The organism is Parasediminibacterium schistidii, from assembly GCF_046546515.1.
GTDB lineage: Bacteria > Bacteroidota > Bacteroidia > Chitinophagales > Chitinophagaceae > Parasediminibacterium.
This window is the reverse complement of sequence record NZ_JBKHKJ010000009.1, coordinates 105,349-121,377: the sequence shown is the minus strand read 5'-3', so window position 1 is coordinate 121,377 and position 16,029 is coordinate 105,349. Positions and strand designations below refer to the sequence as shown.

Below are 16,029 nucleotides of genomic sequence, written 5' to 3'. Positions count from 1 at the left end.
TTTTACCCTTATTTTTCTTAGTGTTTCTTCGTGTTTTTGTGGCTAAAAAATTATATCCGACGGGTGGAATAGTAACACTATACTATTTCCGGCCTTCAAAAAAATCCTCTTTCTTCAAAATGCTTGTCAATATGTTTTTCCTGATGGTAGGCATATCCATTATATGCGGCCCTTCAATGTTCAAGACAAAGAAATAGGGGTGATGGTTTTCTTCAATCCAGCCTACCGTCCAGCCAACGCTGTTGCCATTTTCTTTAAAGCCCCAGCCTGTTTTATAGCTTAGCCTGTAGTTGGCATTGCTTTCTTGCAGCATTACTTTTTTCACGATGTCCTGCGTGCGCTTTTGAAAGCCCAACTGCCCGAAATATAGTTTTTTTACCAGCCCTAGTTGTTCATCGGGGGTTATTTTCAATGTGTTGTCTAGCCAAAAACTATCTATATGGCTGCCTATTTTTTTGTTGCCATATTTCAGGCTGTCTAGCCAGTGCTGCATCGTGTCGCGGCCAATGCGCCTTGCTACTTCTTGGTAATAAGGCACTGCAGAAGCCTTAAATGCTTCTTCCATTGTCAGGTCTTTGTTCCAGGCTTTGGCAGTGTCGCCGCCGGGGAATATCCTTACCACCCCATCCCACTTTATCACCATCCGCTCATTTACAATACGGCCAATTTCTATACCAACTAGCGAGTTTACAATTTTAAAAGTAGAAGCAGGTAGGTAAGCACTGTCTTTGTACCTATTAAGGTTGTAAATAGTAAACTGCCCAGAGCCATTGTCGTACAAGCCAAAGCAGCCATCTACCTTGCTGCTGTCGAAATAGGCTTTTAGGCTACTGTCAATGGTTACGTTGTTGGGGGAGCAGGCAGCAAGAAACAAAACAATAAGCAGCAAAGCGGTAAATGAGCATTTATTAACCATTAATAGTTGCAATTTTTAAATGAGTGGCAAAGGTAGGTTATGAATTAGGAATTATAAATTAGGAATTGCGAGAGCTAATTTTTTTTGAGGTACTGGTTAGTTTGAAGCCGTTAATATAACGTAGGTTTTCCCCCACCATGGGGGCATTTTTGGCTACTTATGGGGGCATATTTCCCCCATATAGGATTGTTCTTTTGCACAGGTCCCAAATCAATCCCAACTTTGTAGTATATGCCCCCTTGTTTTCGTTGGTTCAATCCTTGTGGTTGCGCTAGCCTTGGTTCTCTGCCCTGTAGGCTACTTTTTAACATACAAAAAAACGTCATTATAAACTACATCTGTACTCAAAAAAAAAAAACGAAAAAGCACTCACTTTTCACTCACAAATCACTCACTTTTCACTCATGAATCACTCAAAAATCACTCAAAAAACACTCACGTTTCACTCACAAATCACTCATTGTTTAAAACAATAAAGCCCTGTATTTCAATGAGTTAGTATGCAGGAATGCCTAAAAAATAAATTCAGGGCACTAAAAATTAGCAAAAGCAAGCGAGCAACGCCCCTGAATATGGGTCATAGAAGTTTTCATTATGTCTACAATCAAAGCTGCAGGCAATATTAAGTTGGCACTCACCAGCGCCTCAAAAAAAGAATTAGCCTTAGATTTATTGTAACAAAAGGCTACTTTATATTTGCAACCCTTGGGTTTCTGTTTTTTATATCCATTTTTTTCAACCCACAAGCACCTTTCTTTATTTTAAATTTAATCATGCAGATACTTAAAAAATTATTACTACTGTTTATTGTTGTTATTGCTGCCTTATCTGTTCAGGCGCAACAAGCCAAAAAAAAGAAAGAAAGGAAAGGCCAATTTTATTTTTCATGGGGGTACAACAAGGAATGGTACACCCATAGCAATGTGCGGGTAAAACAATCTAGTTTGGATAATGACTACACTTTTAAAGGCATTTCTGGGCACGACCATCCAGGGTGGGATGAAGGGCTTTTTCATATTGCACTCTCTATACCACAGTACAACTACAGGCTGGGGTATATTTTCAATAAGAAAAGAGGGCTGGGCTGGGAAATAAATTTTGACCATACCAAATTCATTTTTGCCGAGCAGGATGCCCGGCTTGTAGGAAAGCTGCAAGGCAGGCAGGTGGATACTACTATTTCATTTAGGGAAGGCAACGGGTTTTATTATTACCTGAACAATGGGGCTAATTTCCTGCTGTTCAACCTTACTAAGCGGTGGAATTTTTACGAATCGGCCAACAGGAATGTAAGGGTAGATGCTTTTGGCAAAGCAGGCATTGGCCCCGTAATACCTCATGTGCAGAACAAACTGTTTGGGCAAGAAAATGCACAAGGTTTCCAGTTTGGTGGATGGAACATGGGTGTTGAAGGGGCGGTACGGGCCACTTTTTTCAAAAGTGTTTACTTAGAGTATGCCCAAAAGCTAGATTATGCCCGATACAGCAACCTCAAAGTGTATGAGGGCACAGCCAAGCAGGCTTTCGGCACTTACGAATGGATATTAAGCCTTGGGGTTACATTCGGCATGGGCAAAAGGGAGTAAGATATTCAGCTATAATTTGGGGTAACATGCCACGAACGCAGGAAGTCGCAAAGAGGCACAAAGTTTTGAAGTAAGATAAAGATAAACTATTGATTCTTATTTTTTCTTAGTGCTACTTTTAGCCTTCGTGGCTGTACATATAGTTGCTCTTTGCTTTACATTTGCCCCATGAAAGTATTGATGGTTTGTTTGGGGAACATTTGCCGAAGCCCGCTGGCCGAGGGCATTTTGCAAGCAAAAGCCGATGCAGCAGGATTAGGCTGGCAGGTGGACAGTGCCGGCACAGCCAACTACCATGTAGGCGAAGCACCGCATGTTTTATCGCAAAAAGTAGCCAAACAAAATGGGGTGGATATTAGCGGGCAGCATTGCCGCCAATTCAGGAAAACAGACTTTACGGATTTTGACAAGATATATGTGATGGACAGCAGCAACTATGCGGATGTAAAGCGCATGGCAGGCAGCTTGTGGGACGAAACAAAAATAGACCTATTGCTCAACGAGCTATACCCCCACGAAAACCGGGAAGTGCCAGACCCATGGTATGGCGGCATAGAAGATTTTAAAGCAGTATATGCCATGATAGGCAAAGCCTGCGACCAAATCATAAAAAAGTATTCCCATTCCGAAAAAGGATAAACAAGTGCAATTGGAGTAAATATGCCACGAAGGCACGAAGACACAAATTAGCACAAAGGTTTGAAGGAAAAAATGAAAGGTATTTAATCCTTTTGCTTTTTTTCTTCGTGCTACTTTGAGCCTTTGAACCTTTGTGGCAATATAAATGATACGGTAACAAAAAAAGTTAGAATAATGGCAAAAACATCGGCAAGCATACCACAAGGCACAAGGGATTTTTCAGCAGACGTGGTACGCAAGCGCAATTTTATATTTAATACTATCCGTTCTGTATTTGAAATTTATGGCTTTTCGCCGCTGGAAACACCAGCCATGGAAAACCTAGAAACCCTGATGGGCAAGTATGGCGAGGAGGGCGACAAGCTAATTTTTAAGATACTGAACAATGGGCTAGACAACATAGCCAAGCACCCGCAAATAAAAGCCGATTTTGAAAAAGTGCTGGAGGGCAAAAACACCAAGGGCATCACGGAACGTGCCCTCCGCTACGACCTTACCATACCTTTTGCTCGCTATGTGGCCATGAACTATGGGCAGCTTACTCTACCCTTTAAACGTTACCAGATACAGCCAGTATGGCGGGCAGACAGGCCGCAAAAAGGCCGCTACCGCGAGTTTTACCAATGCGATGCGGATGTGGTAGGGAGTAAAAGCTTGCTAAATGAAGTTGAGTTGGTAAATATTTATGCTACTGTGTTTGAAAAACTGGGCATTCAGGTAGAAATACGCATCAATAGTCGAAAAATACTAGCTGCATTGGCCGAGGTATGTGGCGGGGTAGATAAGCTAACAGATATTACCATTGCCATAGACAAGCTGGACAAAATAGGCATAGAAAAAGTAAAGGAAGAACTAGCACAGCGTGGCTTGGATGAAACACAAATAACTACAATAGAAAAATACCTCGCCATTAGTGGCAGCAACGAAGAAAAAATTGCAGCTATTGGCGGTTTATTAAAAGACAATGAAACTGGCAAAACAGGCATCAACGAAATAGGATACATCCTAAACTATGCCCCAATTATAACTCATAATTCATCACTCACAACCGACTTCACCCTTGCCCGTGGCCTTAATTACTACACAGGCATCATTTTCGAGATAAAAGCCAAGGGCGTGCAAATGGGCAGCATTGGCGGTGGTGGCAGGTACGACGACCTTACAGGATTGTTTGGAGTGCCGAATGTGCCTGGCGTAGGCATCAGTTTTGGGGTTGATAGGATATATGACGTGATGGAGGAACTAAAACTATTCCCCGAAACAGTACAGGTAGGTACACAAGTATTGTTTTTTAATTTGGGCGAGGCAGAAAGCAAAAAAGCCTTTGGGTTGATGCAACAACTCAGGGCTAAAAATATACGTTGCGAACTGTATCACGAAACCACCAAGTTTGACAAGCAGTTTAAATATGCCGAGAAAAAACAAATTTCTTATGCCATTATTTTAGGCAGTAAAGAATTGGAAGAAGGCACTTGCGTGATTAAGAATTTAATTACGGGTGACCAAAAGACGGTTGCACAGGGGGAGTTGTTGGCGGAAGTATTTTAACCCAGATTTTGCAGTTGACTTCGTTATAAAAGGCTCAAATGCTTGTGTTTGAAGTAGTTGGCGCTTGCAATAGATTTCAACAGGAAAATCTGGGTTTAATTAATCATGGTAATTGAGAGAGTAGGTTATCCAAATCTTTATCGGTAATGTCTGATTGTTCAGACTTGTCATAAATGGAAAGAAGGTAAATTTTAGTTTGGATGATTTGCACACATGTAATAACTCTTGCACCACCTGATTTGCCTTTATTTTTAGACGCAATAGAAATTCTTATCTTATAGCAATTATTTCCTAAAGATTTACCCTGTTCGGGATTTTCTTTTAGCGATGCTATAAGTTGGATAAATTCATTCTTTAGCGATGGGAATTTTTTCACCAGCCGCTTTAGTTGTTTTTCAAAGAAAGAGGTAGCTTCAATATTATAACTCATCAATTAACTGCTCAATTGGTTTAAGTTTAATTTTTCCTAGTTTGGCAAGCTTTACTTCCTCCACCGCTCCTTTTAGTTCGCGCAAAAATTCCTTTTTTTCTTGGCTTATCGTTTCTGCTTTCACAAAAGAAAAATTACGCAGCAATTCCATTATAAAATCTGCTTTTTCATCTTTTATCTCTAATAATAATTTCATAATACTGCCATTTATTAATACCTAGCGCAAAATAAGAAGATTTTATCGGAACTGCTGCTTAATAACTAAATTGAAGTGTATAAAAAATTTGGTTTTGCCCTTTTGATTTTTGTTCTTTATGTACAATCTATTTGCTAAAAATGATGCAATTTTTCTCAGTGTGCTTTTTGGTTAAATTTTCCCTTGCTCCCTACCAAAATTTAAAATTCAAAATCCTGTACAATCTATATTTGCCGAAATTGTAAACTAGATTTATGTTACAGGTAAGCGTGTTGAGGAATAACCCAGAATGGGCAAAAGGACGTTTGGGAGTAAAAAATTTTAAGCAACTGGAACTGGTAGATGCCATTGTTTCACTAGACGATGAAAGAAAAAGCATACAAGTAGGATACGATACTGCACAAGCTGGCATTAATGCCGCCTCTAAGGAAATAGGCAAGCTAATGGGGCAAGGCAAAAAAGAAGAAGCCGAAGCCGCCAAAGCGCAGGTGGCTGGTTTTAAGGAACAGTCAACCCTGCTTGCAGAAAAGTTGGCCGCCGTAGAAAAAGAACTGTACGAAGCATTGGTGCAGTTGCCCAACCTGCCTGCCCAGGAAGTGCCTATTGGCAAAACACCCGAGGAAAATGTGGTGGTAAGGCAAGGTGGTAGTATCCCTACCCTTTATGACAAAGCAGTAGAACATTGGTTTTTACTGGAAAAATACAAACTCGCCAACTTTGAACTAGGTAATAAAGTTACCGGCAGCGGTTTCCCTTTTTACACAGGCAAGGGGGCAAAACTACAACGCAGCTTGGTGCAATATTTCCTAGATTTCAATACCAATGCTGGCTATTTAGAATACCTGCCGCCCTTTATGGTGAACGAGCAAAGCGCATTTGCCACGGGTCAGTTGCCAGACAAGGAAGGGCAAATGTACCATGCCACGGAAGACAAGCTATACCTGATACCTACGGCGGAAGTGCCTGTTACAAACGTATATAGGGATACTATTTTGAAGGAAGAAGATTTGCCAGTAAAAATGACGGCCTACAGCCCTTGTTTCCGCAGGGAGGCAGGCAGCTATGGCAAAGATGTGCGTGGGCTAAACAGGGTACACCAGTTTGAGAAAGTAGAAATAATACAAATAACCCATCCCGACAAAAGCTATGCCGTTCTAGACGAGATGGTTGCCCACGTAGAGGCTTTGCTAAATGCTTTGCAACTGCCTTACCGCATCTTGCGTTTGTGTGGCGGCGACATGGGCTTTGCCAGTGCCATTACCTACGACTTTGAAGTTTATAGCGCCGCCCAAAAACGTTGGCTGGAAGTGAGCAGCGTAAGCAATTTTGAAAACTTCCAAACCAACAGGATGAAATGCAGGTTTAAAGACGGTAACAATAAAACCCAGTTGGCACATACCCTCAATGGTAGCTCCCTTGCTTTGCCGCGGATAGTGGCTTGCTTGCTAGAAAACAACCAAACAGCAGAGGGCATAGTGTTGCCAGCAGTGCTGCATAGCTATTTTGGTGGCAGGGTGATTGTGTGAACCTGATACCCCCATCCCCTAAAGGGGCGTTAAGGAGGCGTTAGCTAGCACCCCTTTAGGGAATGGGGGCATAATTTTTTGCTAACATCAAAGTGTTTCGTTTATTTTTGAGTAATTATGAGACGCATATTATATCTCTCCTTTATCATCATAACCCTTGAAGCCACCGCACAGGACAATACTGGCAAGTGGGACTTGCGCCGTTGCGTTGATTACGCAATGAAAAACAATATCTCCGTGAAGCAAGCCGATGTGCAGGCGCGCATTGCTGCCTTGCAGCTAAAGCAGGCACAGTTGGCCAAATACCCCAATGCAAGTTTATCCTCTGGCTTGGGCACTCAGTTTGGCCGCTCAATAGACCGAACTACCAATATTTACAGCGATGTGCAGTCGCTTTACCAAAACATACAATTGCAAAGCGGCATACAGGTATATAATTTCAACCGATTAAAGAATACTGTTGACTATGCCCAGTTTAGCGCACAGGCTGCTTTGATGGATGTACAAAAAGCTGCCAGCGATGCCGCCCTAAGCGTTTGCACTTATTACCTGCAAGTACTGGCAGCAAAAGAGCAAGTAACCATTAGCCAGGTACAAATAACCCAGACAAAAGCTCAATTGGATATTACACAAAAAAAAGTGCTAGCCGGCGCATTGCCAGAACTGAACCAAGTAGAACTGGAAGCACAATTGGCCAACGACAGCAGCACTTATATAACCACTCAAACAACTTTTGAACAGAATGTGCTGGCCTTAAAAGGCGTGCTAAACCTAGATGCGGCTGCACCTTTTGAAGTGGTAATACCCGAAGCAAGCAATATACCTGTATTGCCTTTGGCAGAGTTGCAGCCACAAGCTGTGTACCAATTGGCTTTGGGCAACCAGCCATTGCAAAAAGGCAACGACTTGCGTATAAAAGCTGCCGACAAAAACATACAAGTGTACAAAGCCCAAATGTACCCTACGCTTAGCCTTGGGGTGAACCTAGCAAGCAATTTTTACAATGCCTTTAAAAAATATGGTTACAGTTTCAACGGCTATGTACCCAATGGCGATTTAGTTACTATTGGTAGCAATACATACACTGTTGCTACCCCAAATGCCACAATTACTCAGTCCAAACGCAGCTTTGGGCAATTGTGGGAAGGTTATGGCAACCAACTAAGCAATAACTTTGGCCAAACCGTTGGTTTTAGCCTTAGCGTTCCTATTTTCAACAATGGGCAGTACCGGATAGCTTATGAACAATCGAAGCTGAACTATAAAACACAATTGCTGAACAAGGAAGGTGCGGACAATACATTGAAGCAAAATATTTTTACTTCTTATACCAATGCCATTTCCGCCTTGCAAAAATTGAATGCTGGCAAGAAAAGCGTGGAAAGCAACCAAAAAGCCTATGATTTTGCTACAAAAAGGTATGATGTAGGCTTGTTGAGTACCTTAGACTTATTGACCAATCAAAATAATTTGTTGCGTGCCAAGTTGCAACAGGCCAGTAACGAATATGATTATATCTTTAAAATGAAATTGCTGGAATTTTACAAAGGGCAGGGGCTGAAATTGTAAGAAACAGTAGTTAGGCGAGAGTTGAACGGGAATCGCAAGTTGGTTGCCGATGACTTGCGATTCCCGTTTAACTGTCTATAAACTGCCTTTATTTTCCGATCAACTCCCGCACACTCGCGATTTTTACTTACGACAAAAAAATTACAATGAATAAAACATTAATCTGGATAATAGTTGGGGTGGTGCTGGTAACAAGCGTTTTGTTTGGGTTGAAGAAAGCGGGTATTATAGGCAAAGAAGAAGGCGTGCTTGTAGCCACTGAAAAAGCACAGGTACGCACCATTACTGAAACAGTAAATGCAAGCGGCAAGGTGTACCCAGAAGTCGAGGTGAAAATAAGCCCAGATATAAGCGGTGAGGTAACTGACTTATATGTAAGCGAAGGCGACACCGTGAAAAAAGGCAAAGTGCTGGCAAAAATTTATGCCGACATATATGCTACACAACGGGACCAAGTGGCCGCTGGCCTCACCCAAGCACAGGCGCAGCTTGGCAACTCTGCCGCCAGCATTGTGGGCTTGAAAGCCACGCTAGACCAAGCAAAAGCCAACTACGACCGCCAGCAAAGGCTGTTGAAAGACAAAGTAATAGCCCAATCGGAATTTGAAACTGCACAGCAAACTTATTTAGCTGCACAAGCCAACTACCTTGCTGCACAAGAAGGGCTTAAAAGTGGCCAGGCTAATATTTTAGGCAACAAAGCCCAGCTGGCCAAAGCAGACAAGGACATTAGCCGTACCATTATTACCGCCCCGATGGATGGGGTAATCAGCTTGCTAGCCATTGAAAAAGGCGAGCGGGTGGCAGGAAACAGTTTTAACGTAGGTACAGAGATGATGCGTATTGCCGACTTGGGCAGCATAGAAGTAAGGGTAGATGTGGGGGAAAACGATATACCCAAAGTGAAAATTGGCGATTCGGCATTGATAGAAGTGGATGCCTACACAGGCCGTAAATTCAAGGGGCTTGTATATAAAATTGCAAACCCAACTACGAGCCTTACTTCTAGCACTACCGATGTTACGGAATACAAAGTGCATATCCGCTTGCTGCTGGATAGTTATAAAGACTTGATAATACCTGGCAAAAGCTTCCCTTTCAGGCCCAATATGAGTGCCAGTGCCGATATTCAAACAAAAACGAAAGTGGGAGTATTGTCTGTGCCGCTGAATGCCGTTACTACCCGCAGCAACAAGCCTGAAAAAACGAAGGCAGACAAGAAAGATGACAATTCCGAGGCAACTACAGATGCCAAAAAATCTGTTACTGCCGATGAAGGGTTTGACGAAGTAGTTTTTGTGTTGCAGAAAGACGGTACCGTAAAAAAAGTAAAGGTAAAAACTGGGATACAGGATATTAACAAAATAGAAATCATAGAAGGGCTGCAAAAAGGCGATGAGGTAATTGTAGCCCCATACACACTGATAAGCAAGACCATAAAAACGGGCGACAAGGTAAAAGTAGTGCCAAAAGAAAAATTATACGAAGACGATAAGAAGAAGGACTGATGACTCAATTTGGAATAATAGGAAGCGGCAGCTGGGCAACAGCATTGGCTAAGATATTGACCGACAATGGGAATAAAATCCACTGGTGGATTAGGAATAGTAATACCATTGCGGCCATCAAAAAAAGGAAACACAACCCGCATTACTTGGGGGCTGCCTATTTTGATACCCACCAACTGCTTTTAAACAATAATATAGAAGAAGTGGTGGCGCAGTCAGATATACTAGTTATTGCCATACCTTCTGCATATACCATTGATGCTTTAGCGGTTTTGCCTAAGGATGCTTTCATTGGCAAAAAAATAGTATCGGCCATAAAAGGTATTTTGCCCGATACCAACCAGTTGCTGAATGAATATTTGCTGGAAAATTTCAATGTAGCAATTGAGGATTATTTTACTGTGCTAGGCCCATGCCATGCAGAGGAAGTGGCTTCGGAAAAACTTTCTTACCTTACTTTTTCGGGCATAGATGAAGCATTTGCAGCACAAATTGCGAAAAGCTTTGCCACGGAATATATCAAGACAAAAGTAAACCACGATATATTAGGCGTTCAATATGCCGCTGTATTAAAAAATATTTATGCACTTGGTGCGGGTATTGCCCATGGATTAGAGTATGGCGATAATTTTTTAAGTGTATATATAGCCAACTGCGCCCATGAAATGGCCGGTTTTTGCAAAAAAATGGTATGGGACAAAGAAAGTGAGGAAGAGCAAAGGAATATTAATTATTCTGCTTCTGTTTACCTAGGTGACTTGTTGGTAACTTGCTATTCGCTATATAGCCGAAACAGGACTTTTGGCAATATGATTGGCAAAGGCTACAGCGTTACCGCCGCCCAACTAGAACTGAATATGGTAGCCGAGGGTTACAACGCCAGCAAGTGCATTTACAAAGCCAACGAGCTAGTGCAGGCAGCAATGCCTATAGCCACCGCTATTTACCAGATATTGTGGGAGCAGCTTCCTGTGGGTGAGGGGTTTAAGCTGATAGAGGGGTCATTGGTATGAAGTGTAGCAATTTATTTTGCATACCCCCTTGCAATATTGGGGCTTTCGAGGTTCACGCTTAGTTTTAGCGATTTTGGCTGCACTATCAAATACATGTCTTCCATGGGCACTGCCCCAAGCAATACCTCGTCGCCCATGATAATAGCCCCAACAAAACAACTCCTGTTCTCAAAGCTTACTTTTACAGGGCCGACATAAGGAACACTGCGTGAACTTACATCCGCTATGGTTGCTTCTCTGGTTTCAAGCGTAACTAATTGAAGCTGGATGGCTATATGGTGAGGCAATACCAAATAGGTAGCCCCCGTATCAACCAAACATTTGGTAACTAATGGCTGTAATTCTGTTTTTACAGGGTTTGAAAGCGTTATGAAAGAATAAACTAACCCCATAATACACCAATTATGAAATGAAAATAATACCGAACTATATTAGCAATTGCTATTAATTCCCCTCTCCCAGCCTTTTCTCCAGTTCCCTTACCCTTTTTTCCAGTTCAGGAAGGTTTTTGTACAATGCTTCTAGGCGTTTCATAAACATAAAGTTATCTGCTGGCATACCCGTAACAGATGTGTTTTGTGTTTTAATAGATTTTGACACGCCGCTTTTTGCATTAATTTTTGTGCCATCGGCAATATTAATATGCCCTGTAAGGCCTGCCTGCCCGCCAATCACTACATTCTTACCCACTTTGGTGCTTCCGCTTACCCCAACTTGGGCAGCCATCACTGTATTGTTGCCTATTTCTACGTTATGAGCTATCTGTACTAGGTTGTCTAGTTTTACCCCCTTGCTTATTATAGTAGAACCCATAGTAGCCCTGTCTATGGTGCAGTTGGCACCAATTTCTACATCGTCTTCAATAATTACATTGCCAATTTGGGGTATTTTTTTGTAGCTGCCATCGGGCAATGGGGCAAAGCCAAACCCATCGCTGCCAATAACGCTGCCCGCATGTATAATCACATTGCTGCCAATAATACAATCGTGATAAATTTTTACGCCCGGGTGTAGAATAGTATTGTTGCTAATAGTAACATTATTGCCAATAACTACCCCGGAAAATAATTTTACCCCGTTGCCAATGGTAACATTTTCGCCTATATAGGCAAATGCTGCCACAAAAACATTGCTTCCAACCGTGGACGATTCAGCAATATAAGAAGGCTGCTGTATGCCAACTAATTGCTGGCTTACTATTTCCTCATATTTCAGCATCAGCGTGGCAAATGCTGAATAGGCATCTGCAACACGCAGCAAGGTGGCGGAAGTAGGCTCTTTTAGCACCAAGCTGTTGTTTACAATAACAATAGAGGCTTTTGTAGTATATAAAAATTCTTCGTATTTTAAATTGGACAAAAAGGCGAGCTGCCCCTCTGTTGCGTCTTCAATTTTTCCAAAACTGGCCACAGAGGCGTTCTCGTCTCCTTCTATTTTGCCATTGATCATCATCGCAATTTGTGCTGCAGTAAATCGCATATTCTTATAAATGTAGTTATTTGATGTCGTTTTTATACCACTGATTTTTACTACTCGGGTAGTATTTTACCACATAGCCACAAGTAAGAGAACTGAAATATGCACTTGTCCTATTATCATCAAGGCAAACATAGGCCATTCAAAATCGTTTTTTTTTTTGTAAACTCTACCTATTTTAAAACCTATGCTGGCCTAATCTATACTAATATGCCCTTTTTTCAAATGGGAAATCTATGTGCCTTTTGTGCCTATGTAGTGCGTAGTAACAATCAACCTAAAGAACAAATGTAGAATTTTTTAATTGGGGCGGAAATAGTTTGATGAATCAGTGAATTGTCCACACTGGCAATGTCTTTTACAGTGCCATCTTTTAGCAAAATATTTATTTTTTCGTTGCCAATTTTGTACATGGTATTGTCTGCCTCGCCAGTAAAAACAAAATAACTAGCATCATCAATGCTTATTTGTAGCCTCTTGGCTGCATCCCCTACTTTTTTCGTTACTAGATCATTTTCAAAAGGATCTGCTTGCAATTTTATTTTCAACAGCTCGCGGTTCAATATGCGCTTGCAAAGGTTGCTCAATACAAAGTCGGGGTGTTTTACCCAGCGTTTCATGGCGAATGAACAGTCAACATCGTCTAGCTGGCAAAAGTTATCCAGCATTTCTCTGTTTATTGTTCCATCAAATTCATACAAGAAAAAGTCTAACGCCCCACCTATTGCTAGGCTATTGTCGCCATTGGATACCAATACCCTTGCCCTTTTTAAAATATTTACCAGCATTATTTCTGCGCTCAGCACGGTTTTGTGCAGGTACACCTGCCAATACATTTGCCGCCTTGCCACTAAGAATTTTTCTATACTGAATATGCCTTTTTCTTCTACCATCAGCTCGCCGTTTTTCACGGTCAGCATTTTCAAAATGCGGTCATAGCCAATTACTCCCTCGCTCACGCCCGTGAAAAAACTGTCCCTTGTCAGGTAGTCCATCCTATCCACATCTATTTGACCACTTACCAACTGGTGCAGGAATTTTTTAGGGTAAGTATTAGTAAAAATAGCAATGGCTGTTGACAATTGCCCATTAAAATCATCGTTCATGGCCTGCATCATATATAGGCTCATTTGCTCGTGGTGCACGCCTTGCAGCAACTGGCCTTCCAGTGCGTGCGAAAAAGGACCATGCCCTACATCGTGCAGCAAAATAGCAGCTTTGGCAGCCAGTTCTTCCTCGTCGGTTATTTCAACCTCTTTGGCTTTTAACTCGTTAATAGCATTGCACATTAAATGATAAGCCCCTAGTGCGTGGTGCAGCCTTGTGTGCACTGCCCCCGGATATACCAAATAGGCCAATGCCATTTGGTGTATGCGCCGCAAACGCTGGAAATAAGGGTGGGCAATAATATTAAAAATAAGCGGGTGGTTGATAGTGATAAAACCATATACCGGGTCGTTGATTATTTTCTGCATTGGTGTAAAGATAATAGCAAGATGGTATTGTAGGTTTTGCAGAAAGATTAAAAATTAGTTAGTGAAATTGCCACAAAGACTCAAAGGCTCGAAGATGCACTTAGAAAAAAGAGTACACGATTTGTATTTTCTTTTCACTTAAAAACTTTGTGCCTCTTTGTGTTTTGATGCCTTAGTGGCAATTGGGTGCATAAAAGTTATTCGCTTTTTATATTAAAAAAGCAACCTTGCCAAACCTTACCCCAACGAAAGACCGCGACAAGTTACCTAAAGGAAAAGGCAACAGGAACAGGGCAAGGAGACAATATTTGCATATTTTTAATAATGTATTTTTTATCTTGCTTTTTATTAAAATAGTTTCAGTTTTGCCATTTTTGTGGGGTTTTAACGCTTTTTCTTTTTTTCAAAAATCGTTGCCTCCCTTGTAAACCATTGATTATCAACAATAACATCAAATTTTTGTGCGTAATTCGTGCTTATTTTGTGCTTATTTTTTGAGTGATTTGTGCTTATTTTTTGCGTATTTTATGCATATTTTGTGCGTGATTTGCGCGTATTTTACAGCCATAAATACAAGACCAAATTTTGAGACTACAACTATCTTAATATTAGTAAAAAAAGAACTACGATTAGGATGCCAAGACACTAGTTTGGTAAGTAGTTTGTATCAAGTGCATTTCTACCACAAAGATAAGCTTTTTATAGATTTGGGGGGGGTATCAACAGGGCAAACGCATCAAAATTTAATCTGTGCCTAATTGCCTATTTTATTCAAAAATGCCTCTTTTCAGTCTTTTTGCCTCATAGCCGGCGGGCTTCAACCTCACCCCCAGCCCCTCTCCAAAGGCGAGGGTAGCTTTGGCACCGCCACTCTATTTTATCCTTTGAAAAAAATATGCTGCGCATTTTTTTCAAAGGATAAAATAAGGTGGCATATGCCAGGACTGGTGTCAAACTCGAAGATTCGAGCAAAATGAATTTTGATGCGTTTACCCTGGGGGTATCAAGACGAAGCGAAAAAGTTTTGTGCACCCGTGGCAATCTGCAACACAGGCTTAAATTTTTTTTATCATATTCAAAGTAACTATGCTACATTTAAAACTCGAATAATGATTTTTAAGTTATGTTGGCTCGTTTTGTGCAAATAAACCAGCATATGCACAAGGGCGGAAAGTAAAAAAGTGTAAATTGCTTGAAATGGAAAATTTGAAAGTTTTGATAGTGGACGATGACCCGGTGGTGGTATTGATGCACAAGCGAATTGTTGCCAATTGCAACCTTTCGAATGCGCCATTGACTTTTAAAAATGGGAAAGAAGCCTTTGAGTACATCTCCAATACAAATGACAACAGTGTTTACCTTGTGTTGCTGGACATTAACATGCCCGTGATGAATGGGTGGGATTTTTTGAACTCCATACAGGAAATGCCCAACGACAGTCGTTTTTTTGTAATGATGGTTAGTTCATCCGTTTCGGAGCCCGACAAGGAAAAAGCAAAGGAATATTCACAGGTAATTGGCTATTTGGAAAAGAACTTAAATGCCACGGTTTGCAAGGAAATAAAAAATATTGATGCTATTTCGCATTTTTTTACAGAAGAGGCATAGTTGTTGCTCATGGAAAATAGTACAGGTTTTTTACGACAAAATGCTATTTATTAGGGGCTGCCAATGTTTTTTTTTCAAATTTAGAAATGGATGAAAACATTTTTTTTTGTAAAACATTAATAAAAAGTTAAAATATTCAAAAAGTTTTTGCATATTTGCCTTGGAATAAAAAATTAGTAATGCTACAAAAACAATCACATAATACCATATTGAACAAGTGTTTTGATGCCTGTGTGTATCAATCGTGTAGTGGGGGATTATATTCGTGTTGGTAAAACAGCATTTGATAATAATAAAGAAACCCCCGCAGTATGAATGCGGGGGTTTTTATTTTTAAACAATAAAATTTTTACGACATGAAAATTTTAAGGACCATCATCAAATTCTTTGTCAAACTAGTATTGATATTGAAAAGGCGTTTTGTGCAAAGCATAGACCAAACAGAAGAATTTTTCCTAGGGGCTGAAAGTTATAAACAAGTGTACTGAAATAAACAGTAAGTGCATCAGCATATAACCCGGCCTCCTGAAACGAGGCCG

15 protein-coding genes are annotated in these 16,029 nt (G+C 41.0%); 9 read left to right on the top strand and 6 right to left on the bottom strand.

The annotated features are described in order from the left end of the window. Window positions 1-82: 82 nt before the first annotated feature. Entirely contained in the window at window positions 83-916 is an 834-nt protein-coding gene (gene blaOXA, locus ACHFIY_RS07260) for a class D beta-lactamase (RefSeq protein ID WP_410845408.1), read from the bottom strand. Between the two features lie 773 nt (window positions 917-1,689). Between blaOXA and ACHFIY_RS07255 the strand changes: the two genes are divergently transcribed. The 3 genes from ACHFIY_RS07255 (at window position 1,690) to hisS (ending at window position 4,689) form a co-directional block, all read left to right on the top strand. Further along, entirely contained in the window at window positions 1,690-2,502 is an 813-nt protein-coding gene (locus tag ACHFIY_RS07255) for a hypothetical protein (RefSeq protein ID WP_410845407.1), read from the top strand. A 168-nt stretch (window positions 2,503-2,670) separates the two neighbouring features. Beyond that, window positions 2,671-3,141 carry a low molecular weight protein-tyrosine-phosphatase gene (locus tag ACHFIY_RS07250; RefSeq protein ID WP_410845406.1) on the top strand — a complete coding sequence of 157 codons (471 nt, stop codon included), beginning with the start codon at window positions 2,671-2,673 and terminating at the stop codon, window positions 3,139-3,141. 174 nt (window positions 3,142-3,315) lie between these two features. Beyond that, complete coding sequence (gene hisS / locus ACHFIY_RS07245) at window positions 3,316-4,689, top strand: histidine--tRNA ligase (protein WP_410845405.1); 1,374 nt, start codon at window positions 3,316-3,318, stop codon at window positions 4,687-4,689. Between the two features lie 103 nt (window positions 4,690-4,792). On the opposite strand, the gene ACHFIY_RS07240 is transcribed toward hisS, so the two are convergent. Together ACHFIY_RS07240 and ACHFIY_RS07235 are read right to left on the bottom strand one after the other, a co-directional pair. Continuing rightward, window positions 4,793-5,119, bottom strand: a complete 327-nt coding sequence (locus tag ACHFIY_RS07240; RefSeq protein WP_410845404.1) for a type II toxin-antitoxin system RelE/ParE family toxin — start codon at window positions 5,117-5,119, stop codon at window positions 4,793-4,795. Next, window positions 5,109-5,315 (bottom strand): hypothetical protein, encoded by a 207-nt coding sequence (locus tag ACHFIY_RS07235; RefSeq protein ID WP_410845403.1) that lies wholly within the window; start codon window positions 5,313-5,315, stop codon window positions 5,109-5,111. Before ACHFIY_RS07235 ends, ACHFIY_RS07240 begins: the two co-directional genes overlap by 11 nt. 254 nt (window positions 5,316-5,569) lie before the next feature. Here ACHFIY_RS07235 and serS point away from each other — a divergent pair, with 254 nt between their 5' ends. The 4 genes from serS (at window position 5,570) to ACHFIY_RS07215 (ending at window position 10,931) form a co-directional block, all read left to right on the top strand. Beyond that, the gene (serS, locus tag ACHFIY_RS07230; protein WP_410845402.1) at window positions 5,570-6,841 is read left to right on the top strand and encodes a serine--tRNA ligase; all 1,272 of its coding nucleotides are present in this window, start codon (window positions 5,570-5,572) and stop codon (window positions 6,839-6,841) included. A 117-nt stretch (window positions 6,842-6,958) separates the two neighbouring features. Next, window positions 6,959-8,410 (top strand): TolC family protein, encoded by a 1,452-nt coding sequence (locus ACHFIY_RS07225; protein WP_410845401.1) that lies wholly within the window; start codon window positions 6,959-6,961, stop codon window positions 8,408-8,410. A gap of 146 nt (window positions 8,411-8,556) precedes the next feature. Then, window positions 8,557-9,918 (top strand): efflux RND transporter periplasmic adaptor subunit, encoded by a 1,362-nt coding sequence (locus tag ACHFIY_RS07220; RefSeq protein WP_410845400.1) that lies wholly within the window; start codon window positions 8,557-8,559, stop codon window positions 9,916-9,918. Then, on the top strand, window positions 9,918-10,931 hold the full coding sequence (locus tag ACHFIY_RS07215; protein WP_410845399.1) for an NAD(P)H-dependent glycerol-3-phosphate dehydrogenase: 1,014 nt from the start codon (window positions 9,918-9,920) through the stop codon (window positions 10,929-10,931). Before ACHFIY_RS07220 ends, ACHFIY_RS07215 begins: the two co-directional genes overlap by 1 nt. Window positions 10,932-10,942: 11 nt before the next feature. On the opposite strand, the gene ACHFIY_RS07210 is transcribed toward ACHFIY_RS07215, so the two are convergent. The 3 genes from ACHFIY_RS07210 to ACHFIY_RS07200 form a co-directional block, all read right to left on the bottom strand. Continuing rightward, window positions 10,943-11,323: a clan AA aspartic protease gene (locus ACHFIY_RS07210; protein ID WP_410845398.1), complete on the bottom strand. Its 381-nt coding sequence runs from the start codon at window positions 11,321-11,323 to the stop codon at window positions 10,943-10,945. A 52-nt stretch (window positions 11,324-11,375) separates the two neighbouring features. Then, window positions 11,376-12,410, bottom strand: a complete 1,035-nt coding sequence (gene lpxD, locus ACHFIY_RS07205; protein WP_410845397.1) for a UDP-3-O-(3-hydroxymyristoyl)glucosamine N-acyltransferase — start codon at window positions 12,408-12,410, stop codon at window positions 11,376-11,378. A gap of 269 nt (window positions 12,411-12,679) precedes the next feature. After that, window positions 12,680-13,882, bottom strand: coding sequence for an HD domain-containing protein (locus ACHFIY_RS07200; RefSeq protein WP_410845396.1), 1,203 nt, complete (start codon window positions 13,880-13,882; stop codon window positions 12,680-12,682). A gap of 1,197 nt (window positions 13,883-15,079) precedes the next feature. On the opposite strand from ACHFIY_RS07200, the gene ACHFIY_RS07195 reads away from it, so the two are divergent. Both ACHFIY_RS07195 and ACHFIY_RS07190 read left to right on the top strand, forming a co-directional pair. After that, window positions 15,080-15,490 (top strand): response regulator, encoded by a 411-nt coding sequence (locus ACHFIY_RS07195; RefSeq protein ID WP_410845395.1) that lies wholly within the window; start codon window positions 15,080-15,082, stop codon window positions 15,488-15,490. A gap of 356 nt (window positions 15,491-15,846) precedes the next feature. Then, window positions 15,847-15,978, top strand: a complete 132-nt coding sequence (locus tag ACHFIY_RS07190; RefSeq protein ID WP_410845394.1) for a hypothetical protein — start codon at window positions 15,847-15,849, stop codon at window positions 15,976-15,978. Window positions 15,979-16,029: the final 51 nt, after the last annotated feature.